Annotated in this window: 22 protein-coding genes; 3 read left to right on the plus strand and 19 right to left on the minus strand. The window is 69.4% G+C overall.

The window, feature by feature from the left end; genetic code table 11:
• Window positions 1–304: 304 nt before the first annotated feature.
• The 17 genes from ACWF7A_RS43715 to ACWF7A_RS43795 all read right to left on the minus strand — a co-directional run bounded on the left by ACWF7A_RS43715 (window position 305) and on the right by ACWF7A_RS43795 (window position 14,714).
• Window positions 305–862: a TlpA family protein disulfide reductase gene (locus ACWF7A_RS43715; RefSeq protein WP_452256361.1), complete on the minus strand. Its 558-nt coding sequence runs from the start codon at window positions 860–862 to the stop codon at window positions 305–307.
• Window positions 859–1,488: a histidine phosphatase family protein gene (locus ACWF7A_RS43720; protein WP_452256362.1), complete on the minus strand. Its 630-nt coding sequence runs from the start codon at window positions 1,486–1,488 to the stop codon at window positions 859–861. The genes ACWF7A_RS43715 and ACWF7A_RS43720 overlap by 4 nt, the downstream gene beginning before the upstream one ends.
• Window positions 1,485–2,780, minus strand: a complete 1,296-nt coding sequence (hemL, locus tag ACWF7A_RS43725; protein WP_452256363.1) for a glutamate-1-semialdehyde 2,1-aminomutase — start codon at window positions 2,778–2,780, stop codon at window positions 1,485–1,487. The genes ACWF7A_RS43720 and hemL overlap by 4 nt, the downstream gene beginning before the upstream one ends.
• Before the next feature lie 11 nt (window positions 2,781–2,791).
• Window positions 2,792–3,148, minus strand: a complete 357-nt coding sequence (locus tag ACWF7A_RS43730) for a hypothetical protein (protein WP_452256364.1) — start codon at window positions 3,146–3,148, stop codon at window positions 2,792–2,794.
• Between the two features lie 5 nt (window positions 3,149–3,153).
• Window positions 3,154–3,573 (minus strand): DUF3093 family protein, encoded by a 420-nt coding sequence (locus tag ACWF7A_RS43735; RefSeq protein WP_452256365.1) that lies wholly within the window; start codon window positions 3,571–3,573, stop codon window positions 3,154–3,156.
• A complete protein-coding gene (locus ACWF7A_RS43740; protein WP_452256366.1) occupies window positions 3,573–4,307 on the minus strand; it encodes a hypothetical protein in 735 nt (244 codons plus the stop codon). Before ACWF7A_RS43740 ends, ACWF7A_RS43735 begins: the two co-directional genes overlap by 1 nt.
• Window positions 4,304–4,714 carry a hypothetical protein gene (locus ACWF7A_RS43745; RefSeq protein WP_452256367.1) on the minus strand — a complete coding sequence of 137 codons (411 nt, stop codon included), beginning with the start codon at window positions 4,712–4,714 and terminating at the stop codon, window positions 4,304–4,306. The genes ACWF7A_RS43740 and ACWF7A_RS43745 overlap by 4 nt, the downstream gene beginning before the upstream one ends.
• Complete coding sequence (locus ACWF7A_RS43750) at window positions 4,711–5,154, minus strand: hypothetical protein (protein WP_452256368.1); 444 nt, start codon at window positions 5,152–5,154, stop codon at window positions 4,711–4,713. The genes ACWF7A_RS43745 and ACWF7A_RS43750 overlap by 4 nt, the downstream gene beginning before the upstream one ends.
• Before the next feature lie 10 nt (window positions 5,155–5,164).
• A complete protein-coding gene (locus ACWF7A_RS43755) occupies window positions 5,165–5,671 on the minus strand; it encodes a hypothetical protein (protein WP_452256369.1) in 507 nt (168 codons plus the stop codon).
• Window positions 5,656–6,630, minus strand: a complete 975-nt coding sequence (gene hemB / locus ACWF7A_RS43760) for a porphobilinogen synthase (protein ID WP_452256370.1) — start codon at window positions 6,628–6,630, stop codon at window positions 5,656–5,658. The genes ACWF7A_RS43755 and hemB overlap by 16 nt, the downstream gene beginning before the upstream one ends.
• 75 nt (window positions 6,631–6,705) lie before the next feature.
• Window positions 6,706–8,238, minus strand: coding sequence for a uroporphyrinogen-III synthase (locus ACWF7A_RS43765; RefSeq protein ID WP_452256371.1), 1,533 nt, complete (start codon window positions 8,236–8,238; stop codon window positions 6,706–6,708).
• Window positions 8,239–8,256: 18 nt separating this feature from the next.
• A complete protein-coding gene (hemC, locus tag ACWF7A_RS43770) occupies window positions 8,257–9,192 on the minus strand; it encodes a hydroxymethylbilane synthase (protein WP_452256372.1) in 936 nt (311 codons plus the stop codon).
• Window positions 9,189–10,502 carry a glutamyl-tRNA reductase gene (locus ACWF7A_RS43775; protein ID WP_452256373.1) on the minus strand — a complete coding sequence of 438 codons (1,314 nt, stop codon included), beginning with the start codon at window positions 10,500–10,502 and terminating at the stop codon, window positions 9,189–9,191. Before ACWF7A_RS43775 ends, hemC begins: the two co-directional genes overlap by 4 nt.
• A 37-nt stretch (window positions 10,503–10,539) precedes the next feature.
• Window positions 10,540–11,295 (minus strand): redox-sensing transcriptional repressor Rex, encoded by a 756-nt coding sequence (locus tag ACWF7A_RS43780; protein ID WP_189159028.1) that lies wholly within the window; start codon window positions 11,293–11,295, stop codon window positions 10,540–10,542.
• Between the two features lie 167 nt (window positions 11,296–11,462).
• Window positions 11,463–12,932 (minus strand): molybdopterin-dependent oxidoreductase, encoded by a 1,470-nt coding sequence (locus tag ACWF7A_RS43785; protein ID WP_452256374.1) that lies wholly within the window; start codon window positions 12,930–12,932, stop codon window positions 11,463–11,465.
• Window positions 12,933–12,996: 64 nt separating this feature from the next.
• The gene (locus tag ACWF7A_RS43790; protein WP_452256375.1) at window positions 12,997–13,233 is read right to left on the minus strand and encodes a glutaredoxin family protein; all 237 of its coding nucleotides are present in this window, start codon (window positions 13,231–13,233) and stop codon (window positions 12,997–12,999) included.
• 5 nt (window positions 13,234–13,238) lie between these two features.
• Window positions 13,239–14,714, minus strand: coding sequence for an AMP-binding protein (locus tag ACWF7A_RS43795; RefSeq protein WP_452256376.1), 1,476 nt, complete (start codon window positions 14,712–14,714; stop codon window positions 13,239–13,241).
• Between the two features lie 211 nt (window positions 14,715–14,925).
• Here ACWF7A_RS43795 and ACWF7A_RS43800 point away from each other — a divergent pair, with 211 nt between their 5' ends.
• Both ACWF7A_RS43800 and ACWF7A_RS43805 read left to right on the plus strand, forming a co-directional pair.
• Window positions 14,926–15,501 (plus strand): sigma-70 family RNA polymerase sigma factor, encoded by a 576-nt coding sequence (locus ACWF7A_RS43800; protein WP_452256377.1) that lies wholly within the window; start codon window positions 14,926–14,928, stop codon window positions 15,499–15,501.
• A 363-nt stretch (window positions 15,502–15,864) separates the two neighbouring features.
• Entirely contained in the window at window positions 15,865–16,632 is a 768-nt protein-coding gene (locus tag ACWF7A_RS43805) for a DUF5667 domain-containing protein (RefSeq protein ID WP_452256378.1), read from the plus strand.
• Here ACWF7A_RS43805 and ACWF7A_RS43810 read toward each other — a convergent pair.
• Window positions 16,619–17,191, minus strand: a complete 573-nt coding sequence (locus tag ACWF7A_RS43810; RefSeq protein ID WP_452256379.1) for a GNAT family N-acetyltransferase — start codon at window positions 17,189–17,191, stop codon at window positions 16,619–16,621. The genes ACWF7A_RS43805 and ACWF7A_RS43810 overlap by 14 nt on opposite strands.
• The gene (locus ACWF7A_RS43815; protein ID WP_452256380.1) at window positions 17,188–18,156 is read right to left on the minus strand and encodes a ThiF family adenylyltransferase; all 969 of its coding nucleotides are present in this window, start codon (window positions 18,154–18,156) and stop codon (window positions 17,188–17,190) included. The genes ACWF7A_RS43810 and ACWF7A_RS43815 overlap by 4 nt, the downstream gene beginning before the upstream one ends.
• A 278-nt stretch (window positions 18,157–18,434) precedes the next feature.
• On the opposite strand from ACWF7A_RS43815, the gene ACWF7A_RS43820 reads away from it, so the two are divergent.
• Window positions 18,435–19,331 (plus strand): HAD family hydrolase, encoded by an 897-nt coding sequence (locus ACWF7A_RS43820; protein WP_452256381.1) that lies wholly within the window; start codon window positions 18,435–18,437, stop codon window positions 19,329–19,331.
• Window positions 19,332–19,521 lie beyond the last annotated feature (190 nt).

The raw sequence follows: 19,521 nt of genomic DNA on the forward strand, positions 1-19,521 counted from the left end.
TTTTTAATTTCTACCTTTTTTTCTTCTTGTCCCCACCCCTCTTTGCATGTGGCCCGCTCTTGGCTCGGCTCGTGATGGGACCCCACCGCCGACGCCACCATTCAAATCAACAGGCAGCCGCTCTAAGCAACAGGCGTGCCATCTACCCACCGGCAGCGCTGGCCCCCTGATCAGATTGCCGGGGGTCTGGGGGCAGAGCCCCCAGGGAAAGCACGCAACGCAACCTGGCCGCCCGCAACCGGGGAACGCAACCAGGGAACGCAACCGGGGAACGCAACCGGGGAACGCAACGGACCAGGTCAGACTATTCCTTCGCCAACTCGTCCAAAACAGCCTGCAAATCCGAAGCCAACACAGGCACCAAGAACGCAGCAGCAACCTTGTGGTTCTTGTCCACGACAAACGTAGAAGGCACAGTATTGGCAGGAACCCCACGAAAAACATTGATGAAGCTACGAGCCGAAGCATCATAGATGGACGGATACGTGAGGTTCCGATCCTTCATGAAGTCCCGAGGATGATCCTTGGAGGTCTCCTTGACATCAACCCCGAGCACCTGAACCCCAGAATCGAACAACTTCTGCATCTCAGGTGCCTCGGTACGGCAGGGCCCACACCAGGCCCCCCAAATGTTGATCACAACAGGCTTCCCGGCGAAGTCAGCCAGCCGGACGACCTTGCCATCCTCGAGAAGAGACTCCCCCTCGAGCCCCTTCAACAACTTCCGCTCAGCTACCGGATACCGGATCTCGACCTGCCCTCCAGGAGCAACGAGATAAAAATCCCCGGCCCCAACAGAAGCAGCATCCTTCCCAGTACTACACCCAGCCAACAACAACACCAGAACAAGCAACCGCTTCATGCCCCGGTCACCCGAGGATTGGTGGCCCCAACAGGCTCGGAGTAGGCAATCCGAACCAACTGCTCCCCGTCGAAAATCAACGAGGTCAGGGAAGCCAGCGAACACTCCCGGCGACGCGGGTCGTGCCACATCCGCTTGCCCTCGAGAAACCGCCGCACAGTCCAAATGGGCAACTGATGCGAGACACAAACGGCTTCGTGCCCCTCGGCTGCGGCACGAGCCTTCTGCACGGCCCCCATCATCCGATGAGCGATCTCGATGTAGGGCTCGCCCCACGAAGGCCGGAACGGATTCACGAGCTTCGACCAGTGCTGAGGAGACCGCAGAGCCCCGTCCCCCACAGCGACCTTCAACCCTTCGAACTGGTTGTCGGCCTCGATCAGCCGCTCATCGGTGGCCAGCTCCAGCCGATGCGAGTCGGCGATCGGAGCGGCAGTCTGCTGAGCCCGGTCCAACGGCGATGCCACGACGTGCACGATGTCGTGGTCGGCGAGGTGCTCGGCGACGGTCAGAGCCTGCTTCTGCCCGCGCTCGGACAGCTTGAAGCCGGGCAGGCGCCCGTACAGGATCCCGGTCGGGTTGTGCACCTCACCGTGACGGAGCAGGTGGACGACGGTGCGGCTCACTTGCGGGCCTCCTTGGCAGCACGAGCCGCATGCGGCAGCGCGTCGGCGATCACGGCGAACTCCTCTTCACCCATGGCGGCGTTCACGAACCAGGCCTCGAACGCCGAAGGCGGCGCGTACACGCCTCGGTCCAGCAGCGCGTGGAAGAACGGCGGGAAGCGCCACGTCTCACAGGCCTGCGCGCCCGCGTAGTCCTTCACCTCGTCAGAACCGAAGAACACGCTCACCAGGTTCCCAGCGAACTGCACGCGGTGCTCGACGCCCGCCTCGGTCAGCGCGGCGGTGAACAGCGCGCCCAGCCGGGTCGCGTTGCGGTCCAACGCGCGGTACACGTCCTCGTCGGCGGCGCGCAGGGACGCGAGACCAGCAGCCACCGCGACGGGGTTACCGGACAACGTGCCGGCCTGGTAGACGGGGCCGGACGGCGCCAGCCGGGCCATCACGTCCGCGCGGCCACCGAAGGCCGCGGCCGGGAGGCCGCCGGACATGACCTTGCCGAACGTGTAGAGGTCGCCGGGCACGCGCTCCAGGCCGAACCACCCGGCGCGCGAGACGCGGAAGCCGGTCATGACCTCGTCCATGATCAGCAACGCGCCGTCGGCGTCGCAGATCGAGCGCAGCGAGGCGTTGAAGTCGGGGCCGGGCGCGACCGCGCCCATGTTGCCCGCCGCGGCCTCGGTGATGACGCACGCGATCTCGCCGGGGTTCTCCGCGAACGCCGCGCGCACCGCCTCGACGTCGTTGTACGGCAGGACGATCGTGTCCTCGGCCTGCGCGCCCGTGACGCCGGGGGACGACGGCAGGCCCAGGGTCGCGACGCCGGAGCCCGCCTGGGCGAGCAGCGCGTCGACGTGGCCGTGGTAGCAGCCGGCGAACTTGATGACCTTGCGGCGCTCGGTGAAGCCGCGGGCGAGGCGGATCGCGCTCATCGTGGCCTCGGTGCCCGAGTTGACCAGGCGGACCTGGCGGACCGGCTCGACGCGGTCGATCAGCTCGGCCGCGAGCTCGATCTCACCCTCGGTCGGCGTCCCGAACGACAGACCCTGCCCGGCGGCCTTCCGCACGGCCTCGACGACGGCGGGATGGGCGTGCCCGAGGATCATCGGGCCCCACGACGCCACCAGGTCGACGTACCGGTTGCCGTCCGCGTCCCACAGGTGCGGACCCTCGCCGCGCACCATGAAACGCGGGGTGCCGCCGACGGAGTGGAACGCCCGCACCGGAGAGTTGACCCCGCCGGGGGTCAGCGTCGACGCGCGCTCGAACAGGGCCTGGGATCGACTCGCAGTCACGTACCCCAGTCTCACATGTCGGAGTCGGCGGCTTTCTGCGGCCGGGCGCGCACGGCCAGCATGATCTGCCTCACCGCGTCGAGAGCGAGGACCACGGCGAGGGTGGCGGCGGCCGCGGCCGTGCCCAGCCAGTTGCCGTGCAGACGGGTCGAGATCAGCGGCTCACGACCTTCGAGCGGGTACTCGAGGCGCACGACGCCGCGGTTCCAGCACCACACCGCGGCGATCACCAGCAGGACGATCGCGACGACCTCGCCCGCGGCGATGAGCCACCGCTTGGGCTGGTGCAGACCGGGACCGGCGGGCGGCGCCTGCTCGGGCTCCTCCACGACGGTGTCCGACTCCGGCTCAGTCACGGCCTCTGTCACGTCGCTCACCTTCTCACGACCCGCCGCAACGCCGCGAGGAAGGCTTCCGGATCGCGCGCCCACGCCAGCACCACCGTGCCGTCGACGAGCCGCAGCGGCACCGAGGTCGTCCCCTTGGGCACCGACCAGCCGCCCCCGAGCACCTTCGCCCCGGTGGGCGCGCCGACGTCCTGACAGGCCTCGATCATCGCGACCGGCAGCTTCTCCCGCCCGAACCGGGCGTCCTCGGCCGTGAGCTCGATGCTCCCGGTCTTGACCCGCAGGTTCACCCACACCACCGCGCAGAGCGTCAGCAGGAGTCCCACGATCGACCACAGCGCCACGGACGCGGGGCCGGTGACCAACTCGACCAGGTACCCGGCGACCGCGAACGCCGGGCCCCACAGGAGCGGCCACCAGCTGCTGCCGGACTCGCGGTAGAGCACTAGCGGACGTACCTGTTCGACGCCGGCAGGAACTGCAGCACGACGGCCGCGATGGTCAGGCCGATCACGACGATGCTGATCGCCACGCTCGGCTGCCAGACGTCCGAACCGATCGACACGAAGATGATCGCGATCATCGTCAGGAACCCGAGCACGGCGAGGATCGTGAGCAGGATGCGCGCCCAGTTCTGGCCGTTGCGCAGCACGACCGCGAACGCGACGTACGGCGCGGCCGCGACCAGCATCACGAACCCGAAGATCACCGCCATGGCCCGCACTCCCAGATCGGCGGCCTGCCGGTCCTCCTCGGTGACGATGCTGTCCTGGGTGAGGAAGAAGTCGGCGTTGGCGAGCAGCATCACGGGCAGCACGGCCACGGAGAGCACGGCGGCCGCGATCCAGATCCACATCGCCGCGGTGATCGTGGCCGGCCGCGGCGGCGCCATCTCGTGCGGCAGCACCGGCGAGAGCGGCGGCATCACGTAACCGGAGTTCGCGACCTGGTTGACCTGGTACTGGCCACCGGCCGAGGGAACACCCGGATAGGCCGCCGGGTTCTGCCACTGCGCGTGGTCGAGCGGCGGTGCCGGCTCCGGCGCGGGAGGCATGGGCAGGCCCATGTTGTTCACCGCGGTCACTTCGTACGTCCCGGCCTGCGAGCTGTACTGCGCCTGCGGCTCCTGCGGGGCGTCCGCGTTCGGCTGCCAGGGGTTCGGGTCCTGCGGGTTGCTCACTGCTCACGCACCTCCGCCAGCCACTGTGCCGTACGCGCCTGCCACGTGAAGACGATTGCGAGGCAGATGAGCAGCAACGTGACCAAACTCGACGCGCTGACCCCCACGAACAGGATCCAGATCATGTGGACGACCGCGATGAACGACAACGCGATCCGCGCCCAGTTCCGGCGCTTCAGGAACAGTCGCGTCAGCCACGCGTAGGCCACCACGAAGATCACCGCGACCGCCGTCAAGGTGCCGAGGAAGCTCGTGACCTGCCCGGACGACCAGTCCGTCAGCCGCTGCACCTCACCGCGCTGGAACCACAACCCGGCGGTGGTGAAGAGGACGAAGACGGCGATCGCGAGCCACAGTCCGACCGCGACGCGCACGGTCCACGGCTGGTCCTGGTCGTCGTACTTCACGCCGCCTGCTCGCTCTCGGTCAGGTACTCGGTCGACTCCCGGAGGTAGAAGAACGCGAGACCGACCATCCCCACCAGCGCGCCGATGACGCCGAGCGGGCTGAAGGTGAGCTGGTAGAACAACCCGAGCAGCACGGTGATCATCAGCGACGTGCGGCTCTTCCTCGCCCCCGCCTTCGCCTTGCGGGCGAACCACACGGCGAGACCACCGATCAGCAGCGAACCGGCGAGCGCCGAGATCCACGTGAGGTCGACGTCCCGGGTGATCGTCTCGACCGTCCTCGCCGGATCGGTGTTCGCCTGGACGTTGGCGTCGATGATGGCCTGCCTGAGCACCAGCACGGACAACGCGGCCAGGACGGTGAGCACCGCGCCGGCGACGACGACCCAGTAACCAGCCGTGATCTTGCCGGGGGTGCCCGATTCCTTCGGAGACGTCACGGTCGCGAACTTAGGACGGCCGGGTCGCGGTGTCCACCGCGACCCTCTTCCTGAAGTGCGCGGACACCCGGTACATCAGCACGATCGCGCACGCGTCGAGCACGGTGGTGACCGCGGTCACCGCGAGGTCGACCGGCCGCATCTCGACCCCGAGCGACGCCGCGACCCCACTGGCCCAGGCGACCAAACGGAACAGTCCGAACGCGACGGACGCGCCACCGAGCACGGTCAGCACGATCCTGGCCCAGTTGCGGCCGCGCGCCATCGCGTTCGCCAGCCGCGTGTACGCGACCACCAGCACGACGGCGATCAGCAGTCCGAAGAGGACACCACCGTTGACACTCGCGTCGATCTGGTCCTGCCCCATCGAAGGGTTCTGGCGCCGCACCTCGGCGACGAGCATCTCGCGGTCGAGGAGCTGTTCGAGGAACCGCAGCATGCCGACGCACGCACTGGCGATCCACAACCAGCGCGCGACGTCGATCAGCTTCGGGGGCGGAGTTACCGATCCAGCCACCGGGCGGCTTCCACTGCCCAGTACGTGAGCACGATGTCCGCGCCCGCGCGACGGATGGACGTGAGCGACTCCAGGATCGAACGCTCGCGGTCGATCCAGCCGTTGCGGGCAGCGGCCTCGATCATCGCGTACTCGCCCGAGATCTGGTACGCCGCAACGGGAACGTCCGAGATCTCGGCGACCGCGCGCAGCACGTCCAGGTACAGCAGGGCGGGCTTGACCATGACCATGTCCGCGCCCTCGGCGAGGTCCAGCTGCACCTCGCGCAACGCCTCGCGGGCGTTCGCCGGGTCCTGCTGGTAGGTCTTGCGGTCTCCCGCGAGCTGCGACTCGACGGCGTCGCGGAACGGGCCGTAGAACGCCGAGGCGTACTTGGCCGCGTACGCGAGGATGCCGGTGTCCTGCAGGCCCGCGGTGTCCAGAGCGTTGCGGATGAACGCGATCTGGCCGTCCATCATGCCGCTCGGGCCGACGACGTGGGCACCGGCGCGGGCCTGGGCCACGGCCATCTCGCCGTAGACCTCGAGGGTCGCGTCGTTGTCCACGCTGCCGTCGGCGGCGAGCACGCCGCAGTGGCCGTGGTCGGTGAACTCGTCGAGGCAGCAGTCCGACATGAGGACGGTGCTGTCGCCCAGTTCGGCGCGCAGGTCGCCCAGCGCGGCGTTGAGGATGCCGTCCGGGTCGGTGCCACCGGAACCGACGGCGTCGCGCACGGCCGGGACGCCGAACAGCATGATGCCGCCGACCCCTGCCTGCACGGCCTCGACCGCGGCCTTGCGCAGCGAGTCACGGGTGTGCTGGAAGACACCCGGCATGCTGCTGATCTCGGCAGCCTCCGACGCGCCTTCCTTGACGAACATCGGCAGCACGAGCTGACGGGGGCGCACCTCGGTCTCGGACACGAGGCGGCGCATGGCGGGCGTCGTGCGCAGACGCCTCGGCCGGTGAAGTGGGTACATCTCTGACTCCCTGACGGAGAGAGTCGAAGGGGCCACTCAAAGGATCTTGAGTGGCCCCGACGGCTTCAGTGTGTTCTAGCTCCTGCGCAGACGCTTGGTCTTGCGCGGGGGAGGAAGGGCTCCCTCGGCGCGCAACCGGGCGGCGTGGGCGGCCAGCGCGTCGACCAGCGCGGGCACGTTCGCCTCCTCGGGCTGCACGTCGACCCGGAGGCCGAACTCCCGCGCCGTCTCGGCGGTCTGCGGGCCGATGCACGCGACGAGCGTGCGGGCGTGCGGCTTGCCCGCGATGCCGACCAGGTTCCGCACGGTCGACGACGAGGTGAAGCACACCGCGTCGAAGCCACCGGACTTGATCATCTCGCGGGTGTCGGCGGGCGGCGGGGCCGCACGCACGGTGCGGTACGCCGTCACGTCGTCGATCTCCCAGCCACGTTCGCGCAGGCCCGCGGCCAGCGTCTCGGTGGCGATGTCGGCCCGCGGCAGCAGCACGCGGTCGACCGGGTCGAGGATGTCGTCGTAGGGCGGGAAGTCGTTGAGGAGACCCTCGGACGACTGCTCACCGGACGGCACGAGCTCGGGGATGATGCCGAACGAGCGCACCTTCGCGGCCGTGGCCTCACCGACGCAGGCGATCTTCACACCGGAGAACGCACGGGCGTCCAGGCCGAACTCGCGGAACTTCTCCCACACCGCGCGAACGGCGTTGGTCGAGGTGAAGACGACCCACTGGTAGCGGCCGTCGACGAGACCCTTGACCGAGCGCTCCATCTGCGCGGGGCTGCGGGGCGGCTCGACCGAGATCGTCGGCACCTCGACGGCGATCGCGCCGTGCGAGTGCAGGCGCTCGGACATCGCGCCGGCCTGCTCCTTGGTCCGCGGGACCAGCACTCGCCAGCCGTACAGCGCCCGCGACTCCCACCAGGAGAGCTTCGAGCGGTTGGCGGCGGCGGCACCGACGGTGACGACCAGCGGGCCGCCCATCTCACCGGCGTCGGCCGCGACCGCGGCCAGCGTGGTGTCGATGGTGCGCTGCTGGAAGCCGGTGCCCTCGGCGGTCACGGCGACCGGGGTCTGCGGCGCGAGGCCGTTCTCGACCAGGTTCGACGCGGCCTCGGCCAGGTGCGAGCCGGTCGCGTGCAGCACCAGCGTGCCGGGCGCGGCCGCGAGGCCCGCCCAGTCCGTCACGGCGCGCACGTCGACCTCGGTGTGCACGCCACCGAGAGCGACACCCGCGTACGCCGGCACCGCGGTGCCCGAGGGCACTCCGGGGACGACGTCGAACGGGATCGTCGACTTCGCGACGGCCTGCGCTTCCTTCACGACCGAGTCGAGGGTGAGCGGGTCACCGGCGACGAGGCGAACGACGGTCGAGCCGTTCTTCGCCTCGGTCACCAGGTCCTTTGCCACGTCGGCGGCCTCGCCGACAGCGGGGCGGACCTCGACTCCCTCGGGCACGGTCGCGAGGACGTCCGCGGGGACGTCCGGGTCGGTGACCACGAGTTCAGCCCTGGTGAGCAAGTCGTGGGCCCGGACCGTGAGCAGCCCGGTGTCGCCGGGGCCGGAGCCCACGAAGGCGACGCGTCCGGGGGTCTTGCGTGCGCGGGTCATCAGGGCACTCCCCATCGATTACGCCTCTGGACCGCTGAGAACGGCGGCCCCGAGGTCGAGCAACTCGGCGGCCAGCGCACGGCCGAGTCCCTCAGCTTCGGTCAAGTCACCGGTGGCGGACGCGCGGAGGAGATCGTTCTCCGGCGTCGCTGCGACCCCGCGCAGGGAAAGTCGGTACACGACCTTGCCCTCGTCGTCGAGGTCTTCCACCACATCGGCCAGCGCGCCGACCGGCGCGCTGCAGCCCGCCTCGAGTGCGGCCAGCATGGCGCGCTCGGCGGTCACAGCGGCCCGGCTGGCCGAATCGTCCAAAGTGGACTGGATCAGGTGCTCGGCGTCGACGTCGTCGACCCGGCACTCGACTGCCAACGCACCCTGTGCGGGTGCGGGAAGCATCTGGATGGGCTCCAGGTTCTCGGTGATCTCACTCGTGCGGCCGAGGCGCGAGATGCCGGCGCGAGCCAGCACCACCGCGTCGAGCTCACCGTTGCGGACCTTGCCGATCCGCGTGTCCACGTTGCCGCGCAACGGAACGATGTTCAGCCCGAGGCCGAGGGCCTCCAGCTGGGCCGCGCGCCGCGGCGATCCGGTGCCCACAGTGGACCCCGGCGGCAGCTCGCCGAGCGTGAGACCGTCGCGCGCCACCAGGGCGTCGCGCGGGTCTTCGCGCTGGGGCACGGCCGCGAGCGTCAGACGGGGGTCCGGCGCGGTCGGGAGGTCCTTGTAGGAGTGGACGGCGACGTCGATCTCGTCGTTCGCGAGCGCGTCACGAAGAGCCGACGTGAAGACGCCGATGCCGATCTGCGCGATGGGCGCGTCGGAGAGGTCGCCCGGCGTCTTGATGACGACGATCTCGACCTGTGCTCCGGCAGCCTTCAGCGACTCGGCCACGGTCCCCGTCTGCGCGAGCGCCAGTGCGCTGCCTCGGGTACCGATCCGTAGGGTGCGGGTCACCGCGTTTCACCATCCACAGAAGACTTGGTCTGACTGACAACCCCAGGCGACTGGGGGTCGAGCCCGAACAGCTCGCGGAGAGCCTCCGCGTAGCCGGTACCACCAGGGGCGGAGGCGAGCTCCTTCACCCTGACGGTCGGCGTGTGCAGGAGCTTGTCTACAACGCGACGCACCGTCTTGGCCAATTCACCGCGTGTCGCGGGGTCCAGTTCGGGAAGTCGCGAATCAAGACGGAGCAGTTCGGCGTCGACCACCTCGGCGGCCCGCTTGCGCAGGGCCGTGACGGTCGGCGTGACCTCGGCGGACCGCTGGCCCGCGAGGTAGGCCTTCACCTCGCCGGCGACGAGCTGGACGGCCAGGCGCGTGTCCTGGCCGGCGGGCGCGTCGGAGAGGCGGCGCTGCAACGTTTCCAGGTCCACCACACGAACGTTCGGCAGCTCGGCCGCGGCCGGGTCGACGTCCTTGGGCAGGCCCAGGTCGCACACGACCAACGGCCGCGAGCGCTTGCTGATCATGTCCGCGCGGACGACCGTGTCGACCGACCCGGTGCACGCGAAGACGATGTCCGCGAGGTCGATCTCGACGGCCAGCGCGGTGAGGTCGACGGCCATCGCGGGGACGCCCTCGGCCTTCAGCGACGTGGCGAGACGCACACCGTTGGCCTGCGTCCGGTTCGCGATGACGACCTCGCCGATGCCCGCCCGGCGCAGGTGGGCGGCGGCCAGGCCGCCCATGGCACCGGCGCCGACGAGCAGCGCGCGCTTGCCGACGAGCGTGCTCAGGTGGGCCTCCGCGTCGCCGAGGGCCTCGGACACGACGGACGCGCCGGCGTGGTCGATGCCCGTCTCGGTGTGCACGCGCTTGCCGACGCGCAGGGCGTTCTGGGTGAGCTCGTGGACGGTCTTGCCGACGGTGCCCGCCTCGTCCGCCGCCGCGTACGCACCGCGAAGCTGGCCGAGGATCTGGGACTCGCCGACGACCATCGAGTCGAGACCGGCCGCGACGGAGAACAGGTGCTCGACGGCAGCGGCGGCGTAGTGCACGTAGAAGTGCTCGTACAGGGCCTGGGGCTCGATCTGCGCGTGCTGCGCGAGAACCTCGACGACCTCGGACATGCCGCCGTGGAACGACTCGACGACGGCGTAGACCTCGACCCTGTTGCAGGTCGACAGGACCATCGCCTCGGAGACGCTGGGGGCGGCGAGCAGCTGACCGAGGACCTTGGGCATGTCCGGCTCGGCCACGGTGACGCGTTCCAGGACCGGGACTGGGGCGGTGCGGTGCGACAGACCGACTACGAGCACGCTCATGCACTCACCACGTCTGCCGGAGCCGCCTGGCTCACGCTCACGGGCGAATCACCATCCCGTCCACACCGAGTCCGTTGTTGCCGACCGAGACGCTGGCAGCCTCGTCCGCACGTCGAGCGACGTGGAACGACAGGATCTGCATCTCGACCGCCAAGTCAACCTTGCGCACCTCGACGTTGTCTGGAACCTGAAGGACAACTGGTGCAAAGTTCAGAATGCACTGGACGCCCGCAGATACCAAACGGTCGCAAACCGACTGAGCGGCCGGTGGCGGCGTCGCGATGACGCCGATCGACACCTCGCGCTCGCGACAGATCGCGGTGATCTCGTCGATGTGGTTGACGGGGATGCCCCCAACAGGGATTCCGACGAGATCGGCGTCCACGTCGAAGAGGGCGGTGACCGGGAACCCGCGGCCGGGGAACCCGCCGTAGTTCGCGAGAGCGTGACCAAGGTTACCGATGCCGACGACGGCCACGGAGTGGTTCCGGGTGAGGCCGAGGATGCGCTCGATGTGGCTGACGAGGACCTCGACGTCGTACCCGACGCCCCTCGTGCCGTAGCTGCCGATGTAGCTCAGGTCCTTGCGGAGCTTCGCCGCGTTGACGCCGGCGGCCTGGCTCAGCTCCTCGCTGGAGACGGCCGTGACGCCGCTCTCGGACATGCCCGACAGCACGCGGAGGTACACGGCGAGCCGGGCCACGGCGGCCTCGGGGATCGCGCGGGCGCGCTCCTTGTCGGCAGCCTCTGCAGGGGTGGTGGTCGTCTCACCTTCGCCCCGCTGTGATGCCACGCTCTCCGACCTCCGGGTGTGCTTCACCGCAGGGACCCGCGGCGTTGGTGATGCTCACACCGTACCGCTTGTGAACGCATGCACAAAGTCGGTGATCGGGCGTCACAGCGCTGGTGACAGGGCGTGACCAGCGCTTCCTCGGTTCATGATCACTACGGGGTGAGCGCCTACTCGACGGTGAAGGTGACCGAGTGCCATCCCGTCGCGCCGTCGGGAACCGGGTCCAGGCGCGCCTGGTCCTGGGTGAACCCGGATTTGTCGGTGGCCCGGCACTCGACCGTGTGACTGCCCTGCGAGAGCTCCAGCTCGATCTTCCACATGCGCCAGGTGGTGTCGCTGACGTCGGCCGCGAGCTCGGTCTCCCGCCAGGGCCCGCCGTCGATGCGGACCTCGACCTTGGCCACGCCCTTCGGCTGGGCCCACGCCGTTCCGGCGATCACGGCCTTGCCCTGGACCTTGCCCATCCGGCCGGGCCGGTCGATGCGCGAGGACGCCTTGATCGGCGCCCGCGTCGCCCAGCCCCGCGGGATCCAGTAGCCCTGGTCCTTGGCGAAGGTAGTCACGTTGAGGTCGGTGACCCACTTGGTCGCGGAGACGTAGCCGTAGAGCCCCGGGACCACGAGCCGCGCCGGGAACCCGTGCTCGGCGGGCAGCGGTTCGCCGTTCATGCCGATCGCGATCAGCCCGCGCTCCAGCACGTAGTCGAGCGGGCTGCCGGCCGTGAACCCGTCGTCGCTGGTGCTGAACAGCTGGTCGGCGCCCGCCTTCACGCCGGCCTCCCGCAGCACGTCGCCGATCCGGACGCCGACGAAGTTGGCCGTCGAGATGTACGGGCCGCCCACCTCGTTGGAGACGCAGGTCAGCGTGACGGTCTCCTCGACCAAGTCCCTGCTGCGGATCTCCTCGAACGTCAGCACCGTCGGCCGCTCGACCATGCCGTGCACGCGCAGCGCCCACTCCTCGGCCCGGATGCGCGGCACGCTCAGAGCGGTGTCGATCCGGTAGAAGTCCTTGCCGCTGGTGATGAAGCTCGGGGTGCCGTCCTTGACGAAGTCGGCGTTGAACGGGATCTCCGGCGCCTTGACCTTCGGCGTCAGGTCGCCGACGGCCTGCCTGCTGCCCTCGACGTCCGTCCGCGCGCCGAAGAGCTGCCCCGCGACCCCGGCGAAGACCGACAGCCCCGCGGTGACCAGGAACCCGCGCCGGCTCTCGCTCTCCTCGGCCTCCCTGTGCAGGTAGCGGAACACGTAGACGCCCGCGGCGGTGCTGGCGACGGGCGCGAGGACGGCGAGCTGGCCGACGTCCGGCCTGGTCACGACGGCCGCGACGCCCACGAACCCGAGCAGCACGGCCACGAGCGTCCCCGGCGCGGGGTTGTTCCTGCTGGCCAGCCCCGCTCCGACGCCGATGGCCGCGAGCACGATCCCCATGCCGATCAGCAGCACGAGCTTGTCGTAGGTGCCGAACGTGGTGACCGCGAAGTCCTTGAGCCACGACGGCGTGAGGTCGATCGCGGCGTTGCCCACGGCGAGGTACGGCGAGGCGCTCAGGCCGACGAAGGCCGCCACCAGGTGCCCGGCCGCGAGGGCGGCGATGAGCGCGAGCAGTCCGGTGAGTGCGGCCTTGGCGGGCTTCATGCCTCTCATTCGACACCTACCCCGCCCTGGTTCGCTCAGGTCGTAAGCCCTCGGTAACCAGTTGTCAGGCGAGGGCCGCCCGCAGGCGGTCCTCCTCGACCTTCCAGTACCCGTGCTCGGCCCCGTCGACGAGGAACACGGGCACCCGGTCCCCGTACTCGGCCCGCAGCTCGGGATCGCTGTCCACGTCCTCGACGGACCAGGTGGCGCCGAGGTCCGCGCAGATCCGTTCGATCTCCACGGCCGCCTCCTCGCAGGAGTGGCACGACACCCGGCTCATCAACGTCACGTGGTGGCTCATGCCCCTCATGCTCCCAGGGGCTTGCGCAGCACCGCGCGGGCGAGCTTGCCGGTCGGCGAGTGCGGCAGGGCCGGGGCGAACTCGACCGACGTCGGCACCTTGAACTTGGCGAGGCGCGCGGCGCAGTGGGCCACCACGGCCTCCGAGCTGAGCTCCTGGCCGTCGCGCAGCACGAGCACGACCTTCACCGACTCGCCGGTCTTCTCGTCCGGCACGCCGACGGCCGCGGCCTCCAGGACCTCGGCCATCTCGCCGACGACCTGCTCGACCTCGTGCGGGTAGACGTTGAAGCCGTTGACGATGATCAGGTCGCCGGCGCGGTCGACCAGGTGCAGGTCGCCGTCGGCGTCGATGAAGCCGACGTCGCCCGTGCGGAACCAGCCGGAGGAGTCCGGGCCGTGCGCGCCGTCGGGCCAGTAGCCGCTGAAGAGGTTGTCGCCCTTCGCGGACACCAGACCGGTGCCGGGCTCGTCCTCGTCGATGTCGAGCACGGAGCCGTCCGTGTCGACCAGGCGGATCTCGACGCCGGGCAGCGCCTGGCCCACCGAGCCGGGCTTGGGCACGCCGCCGACCAGCGTGGACGTGAGCACGGGGCCGGTCTCGGTCAGGCCGTAGCCCTCGAAGATCGGGATGCCGATCGCGCCGCGCATCTCCGCGATGACCCCCGCGGGCAGCGGGGCCGCGCCGGAGGTGAACAGCCGGACCGTCGCCAGCTTCTCGCGCAGCAGCTCCACGGGGTGGGCCAGCAGCGCCCGGTACATGGGCGGCACGCCGACCATCGTGGTGACGCGGTGCTCCTCGATGACGTCCAGGGCGGTGGACGGGTCGAAGCGCTCCAGCAGGACCGCCGTGGCGCCGGCGCCCGCGACCTGCAGCAGGCCGGGGCCGAGGCCGTAGACGTGGAACAACGGCAGCGCGAGCAGCACCCGGTCGCCCGCCGTGACGGGGGCGGGGCGCAGCGCGGCGCACTGCGAGACGTTCGCGAGCAACGCCCGGTGCGACAGCATCGCGCCGCGCGGCACCCCGGACGTGCCGGAGGTGTAGCCGAGGACGGCCAGTTCCTCACCGCCGCGCACCGCGTCGAACGGGTCGGCCGTCGCGGTGACGTCCGGGACCTCGACCACCTGGGCGTCGGAGCCCTCGCCGTCGCCGACGAGCAACGCGGCACCGGAGTCGGCCAGGATCCGCTGGAGCTCGCGCGGCGGGTTGCCGGGGCCGGTGGGGACCACGACACCGCCCGCGCGGAGAATTCCGAACACGGCGACCACGAACTCGGGGCTCGTGGGCAGCCGTACCGCCACTCGGTCGCCCGGTTCGAGTCCGGAATCGGCCAAACGGCGGGCGAAAGCATCGATCGCGCGGTCGATGGTTTCCCACGTGAGGCTCTTACCGCTCGCTACGTCGACCAAGGCGACGTGGCTGGGTCCCCGCTGTGCCGAAGCACGGACCAGATCTGAGACATTGCGAGCGGAAGTCAACATGGCCTCCTCATGAACAACTGGACGCTTCGAGCAGTCTTCCACGCGTGACGAGCGTCATGAAGCAGCGGTTCCCTCGTCTTACCCCTGGAACCCCGTCCGCTACCTACTACGGAGTAACAACACGTATGCTGCCGCCACGGCGACTCTGTGGAGGTGCCGCGAGCCGATGACCGCGCGGGCACGACCGAACACGATCAGGACCACCCGAACCATGACGGGGGGTCAGCACGACAACGCCGCAGACGAGCCGTGGCAGCTCGTCAAGGCCGCCCAAGAGGGTGACACCGAGGCGTTCGGGGTGCTGTACGACAATTACGTCGACATGGTTTTTCGCTATGTCCTCTTCCGGGTGGGCGGCGATCGCGCGTTCGCCGAGGACGTGACCAGCGAGACGTTCCTGCGCGCGCTGCGGAGCATCGGTTCGGTCAGCTACCAGGGCCGTGACGTGGGGGCGTGGTTCGTCACCATCGCCCGCAACATCGTGTACGACCACGTGAAGTCGAGCCGCTACCGGCTGGAGGTCACGACCGCCGAACTGCAGGACAACCGCGAGGAGACGAGCGGCCCCGAGCAGGAGGTCATGACCGAGGCGACCAACGCGGAGCTTCTCCGGTGCGTCTCACAGTTGGGGGACGATCAGCGCGAGTGCATCGTGCTGAGGTTCATCGAAGGCAAGTCGGTGTCCGAGGTCGCGCAGCTCATGGACCGCAACGAGGGCGCCGTGAAGGCACTCCAGCACCGGGCCGTGAGGCGGCTCGCACAGATCCTCCCGTCCTGGTTGCGGTGATCGTGATCGCAGGGGCGTAACCCAAAGCAGATCAACTTCGTTACTCGGGCTGAGATGGACGGCAAGGGAAGAACACCGCGGTGGCGGCAGACGGAGCACGAGCGATTCGCCCGTGCCGTTGAAGGCGGCCCACAGCCGGTAGGGAACGACGACCTCGCTGAGGACCTCGCGATCGTCGAACTCCTCCGGCGGATGGACGTCGGCCCGGACGCCGAGACGCGCGAACGGATGAAACAGCGCGTGCTCACGGCGCCCCCACCCGAGAAGCCATTGGTGCTCTCGTCGGTAAGACGGGTGGGAGCGCGCGCACGAGTGGCAGTCGCAGCGGCCGCGGTCCTCTGCTTGCTGTTGTCCCTCGCAGGTATGAGCGTGCTGCTCAGCCGTGACGCGCTCCCGGGAGACCCCCTCTACGGCATCAAGCGCACCACCGAGAGCGCTTCGCTCGGCCTGACGTTCGACGACGAGGACCGAGCCCTCAAGCACCTCGAGTTCGCCGCGTCCCGGGTCACCGAGATGGAGACCCTGGCCGACCGCGCCTCGGACTCGTCCGCCCAGCTCACGGCACTGACCGACCTGGACGCCGACGCGGTCGAGGGTGCCCGCCAGCTCACCACGTACGGCACGTCGTCGGACAAGACGGCGCTGCCGGCCCTCAACGAGTGGGCGCTGGCCCAGTACGTGAAGCTCGGCACCCTGCGCTCCCGCCTGCCCGACGACGCACGGGCCCACGCCGACACCACGATGTGGTTGCTGGCGAGCATCGCCCAGCGAGCCCACGACCTGGCGGCCCGCGCGGCCTGCGACGCCGTGATCAGCGGTTCGTCCGACCCGCTCGGCCCGTTGCCGGCCAGGGACGAGTGCGCCGCCGTGGTCACCGACCCGAGCACGTCACCGGGCAGCAGGCCGTCCTCGGTGCAGCCGAGCGTCTCGAACCCGCCCGCGCCCTCCGGTTCGGTGAACCCGTCCGTGCAGCCCACGCAGTCGGTGGCGCCGGGCACGTCGACCGCGCCGTCGGCGAAGCCGGGAACCTCGACCCCGCCCACCTCGGGCAAGCCGGGGATCACGATCCCGCTGCCCCTGCCGTTGCCGAGCATCTCGCTCCCGCTGCTGCCCGGCATCAGCTTCGGCTGAGCACCGCGCCGCGCATGATCGCGAGCTCCTCCGGTGACGCCTGCTCGCGCCACCGGTGGGCGACGGCGGCGTAGGTCGTGACGTCGTGCCAGCGGTCCTGCGTGCGGAACAGCTCGCGCAGGGTCGCCTCCGGTTCGAGGCCGGCGGCGGTCATCACGCCGCCCATCAACGTGTGGTCGGCCCGATGACCGGCCCACACGCGATGGATGCCGAGGGGCCCGAACGCGTGCGCGAACAACAGCCGCCCCGCCTCCGCCCCGCACCCCTTCAGCGGCGAACCGGGCAGGATCACGAGACCCGTGCACATGGCGTTGCTGCCGTACTCCTCCAGCAGGAGCCCGATCATCCCGGCCATCGTGTCGTCGTCGTGCGAGGTGATGGCGAAGACGAGCTTGCGCGGAGTGGGTGTGTAGAACGCGGCGGTGGCCTTCTCGGGCGTCATCCGGTCGACGCCGAGGTACCGCGTGAGCACCGGACTTCCATAAATGCGCTGGTAGACGGGCAAGTCACCGTCTTCGAGGGGACGCAGCCGAACGTTGGGGCCGATGAGCACCGTCATGGCGCACCGCCGACGAGCCGCTCGAGGTCGACGTAGTAGCGCCCGGACGGCTGCGGCTTCCCGAGCAGGATGCGCCGAGCGGCGTCGGTGACGAGAGCACCCCCGAGCATCGTGCCGGAGGCGAGCTGCGGCCAGCTGCTCAACGTGCGCCCGATCTCGTCCATGGCCTGCACGAGCGCGGGAGAGATCCGCGTGCCGTCGACCATCTGCACCATCAGCCGCACCATCTCGCCCCGGTCGAACCCGGCGACATCGGCCGCCGTGACGTCCCCGACCCGCCCGTGCAGCAACGGCCGGTCAGGCTCCAGGTCGTACCGCTCGACGTCGAGCAGCCCGCGGTCGTTGGTGTCCATCAGCACCGGGATCCCCCGCTCCCGAGCCTGCTCCCGCACCGCGACCTTGACCCAGGCCGTGTCGCACTCCTCGACGACCAGGTCCACCCCGTCGAGTAAGCCCGCGAGGTTCTCGCTGGTCAGCCCGGCCCGCCAGATCTCCACGTCCAGGTACGGATCGAGCTCGAACAACTGCCGGGCGCACAGGACCGTCTTCTCGACACCGAGCTCGTGCACCCCCGTCCGCAACCGGTTGAGGTTCGACAGCCCGAGCCGGTCGAAGTCGGCAAGCCGGAAACTCCCCCCGACCCCCTCCATGGCGGCGGTGACGGCGGCGCTGTTGCCCACCGACAACCCGATCACCGCGACCCGCTTCCCGAGCAGCTCTTCCTGCTCGGCGCGGGTGATCTTGTTCCGGTTCCGGTCGGTCCGCACGAACCGGAACTCGTCGCGGGGCAGCACGTGCACCAGCCGCCCACTCCAGGGGTAGAACGCCCACGTTCCGTAATCGACAGGATCCAGTCCCTGGAGCACCTCGGCCTTGGCCGCGGCCCACTCCCCGGGTGTTCGAACCCGTCCGGGCTCCCGAGCGGAGATCAGCTCCTCGAGCTGCTCGTCGATCCGATCGTGCACGGCCGTGACCTGGCCACCAGCGAACAACTCGGCAAGCTGACCAGCATCGAACAACTCGGCCCGCCAGGACAGCGCATCACAGTTCTCACCAAGCTCGGGTAACGCTGAAATGATCATGCTCATGGCCCAAGTAGATCATCTTCGCTACGCCGAACGGCGGACATCGCTCCGTGTCGACCCGAACACACCGCGTAACCAAAGATACGGGACCAAACGCGCGCCACGTCTTCTGCACCAGCTCCCAGCGGGTTTGGGGGACTGATCGCTAGGCTTGGGACATGGCAGGCAAGCGTGACGTGGAGAGCGACCGGCTGGCCGAACTAGCCGGCGAGGCATCGGCAGAGGCGGCGATCCAGGCTGCCGCGATGGCGCCGGAGCTCGAACAGTCGCTGAGCGTCCCGCCGGACCTCACCGCCGCAGCCTTCTTCGACGTGGACAACACGATGATGATGGGCGCGTCGATCTTCCACTTCGCCCGAGGCCTGGCCGCACGCAAGTACTTCTCGTCCTCGGACCTCGCGGGCTTCGTCTGGCAGCAGCTGAAGTTCCGAGTGGGCGGCCGAGAAGACCCGGAGTCGGTGAAAGCCTCCCGCGAACAGGCCTTGTCCTTCGTCTCGGGCAGAAGCGTCGCCGAACTGGTCTCCCTGGGCGAGGAGATCTACGACGAGCTGATGGCCGACCGCATCTGGAAGGGCACCCAAGCCCTGGCCCAGATGCACCTGGACGCGGGCCAACGAGTCTGGCTGGTCACCGCCACCCCGGTAGAACTCGCCCAGATCATCGCCCGCCGCCTGGGCCTGACCGGAGCCCTGGGCACGGTCTCGGAATCAGAGGACGGCGTGTACACGGGCCGCCTGGTGGGCGACCTCCTGCACGGCAAGGCAAAAGCACAGGCAGTCCGCTCACTGGCAGCGAAAGAGGGCCTGAACCTGCGCCGCTGCACCGCCTACTCGGACTCGTCGAACGACGTCCCGATGCTCTCGGTGGTGGGCACAGCGGTGGCGGTGAACCCGGACTCACAACTGCGCGAGATCTCCCGCCGAAAGGGCTGGGAGATCCGAGACTTCAGAACGGGCCGCAAAGCGGCCAAGATCGGCGTCCCGTCAGTCCTGGGAGCAGGAGCCCTGGCAGGAGCGGTAGCGGCAACGCTGGCATACCGCCGCAGGGTGAAGTAGCAGGCTGATGCAGGCGTCCCCTTGATTTGAGAACCCCCCGCACCAAAACGTACTCAGGGGGTCTGACAGTCCCGCGATGCCGAAGGCGAGCCGTCTTCAGCAAGAGCTAGGGGCGGTGGGGTCCCATCACGAGTCGCGCCACAGCTCTTGCTGCATGCAAAGAGGGGTGTCTAAAGGGCAACCGGTTATT

It is taken from the genome of Lentzea sp. NPDC055074, assembly GCF_053608005.1.

What these genes read in the sequence shown, in the direction of transcription:
- ACWF7A_RS43715 (WP_452256361.1), bottom strand. Translation starts at nt 862, where the DNA reads ATGAAGCGGTTGCTTGTTCTGGTGTTGTTGTTGGCTGGGTGTAGTACT.
- hemB (WP_452256370.1), bottom strand. Translation starts at nt 6,630, where the DNA reads ATGTACCCACTTCACCGGCCGAGGCGTCTGCGCACGACGCCCGCCATG.
- ACWF7A_RS43765 (WP_452256371.1), bottom strand. Translation starts at nt 8,238, where the DNA reads ATGACCCGCGCACGCAAGACCCCCGGACGCGTCGCCTTCGTGGGCTCC.
- ACWF7A_RS43775 (WP_452256373.1), bottom strand. Translation starts at nt 10,502, where the DNA reads ATGAGCGTGCTCGTAGTCGGTCTGTCGCACCGCACCGCCCCAGTCCCG.
- ACWF7A_RS43785 (WP_452256374.1), bottom strand. Translation starts at nt 12,932, where the DNA reads ATGAAGCCCGCCAAGGCCGCACTCACCGGACTGCTCGCGCTCATCGCC.
- ACWF7A_RS43790 (WP_452256375.1), bottom strand. Translation starts at nt 13,233, where the DNA reads ATGAGCCACCACGTGACGTTGATGAGCCGGGTGTCGTGCCACTCCTGC.
- ACWF7A_RS43795 (WP_452256376.1), bottom strand. Translation starts at nt 14,714, where the DNA reads ATGTTGACTTCCGCTCGCAATGTCTCAGATCTGGTCCGTGCTTCGGCA.
- ACWF7A_RS43800 (WP_452256377.1), top strand. Translation starts at nt 14,926, where the DNA reads ATGACGGGGGGTCAGCACGACAACGCCGCAGACGAGCCGTGGCAGCTC.
- ACWF7A_RS43805 (WP_452256378.1), top strand. Translation starts at nt 15,865, where the DNA reads ATGAGCGTGCTGCTCAGCCGTGACGCGCTCCCGGGAGACCCCCTCTAC.
- ACWF7A_RS43810 (WP_452256379.1), bottom strand. Translation starts at nt 17,191, where the DNA reads ATGACGGTGCTCATCGGCCCCAACGTTCGGCTGCGTCCCCTCGAAGAC.
- ACWF7A_RS43820 (WP_452256381.1), top strand. Translation starts at nt 18,435, where the DNA reads ATGGCAGGCAAGCGTGACGTGGAGAGCGACCGGCTGGCCGAACTAGCC.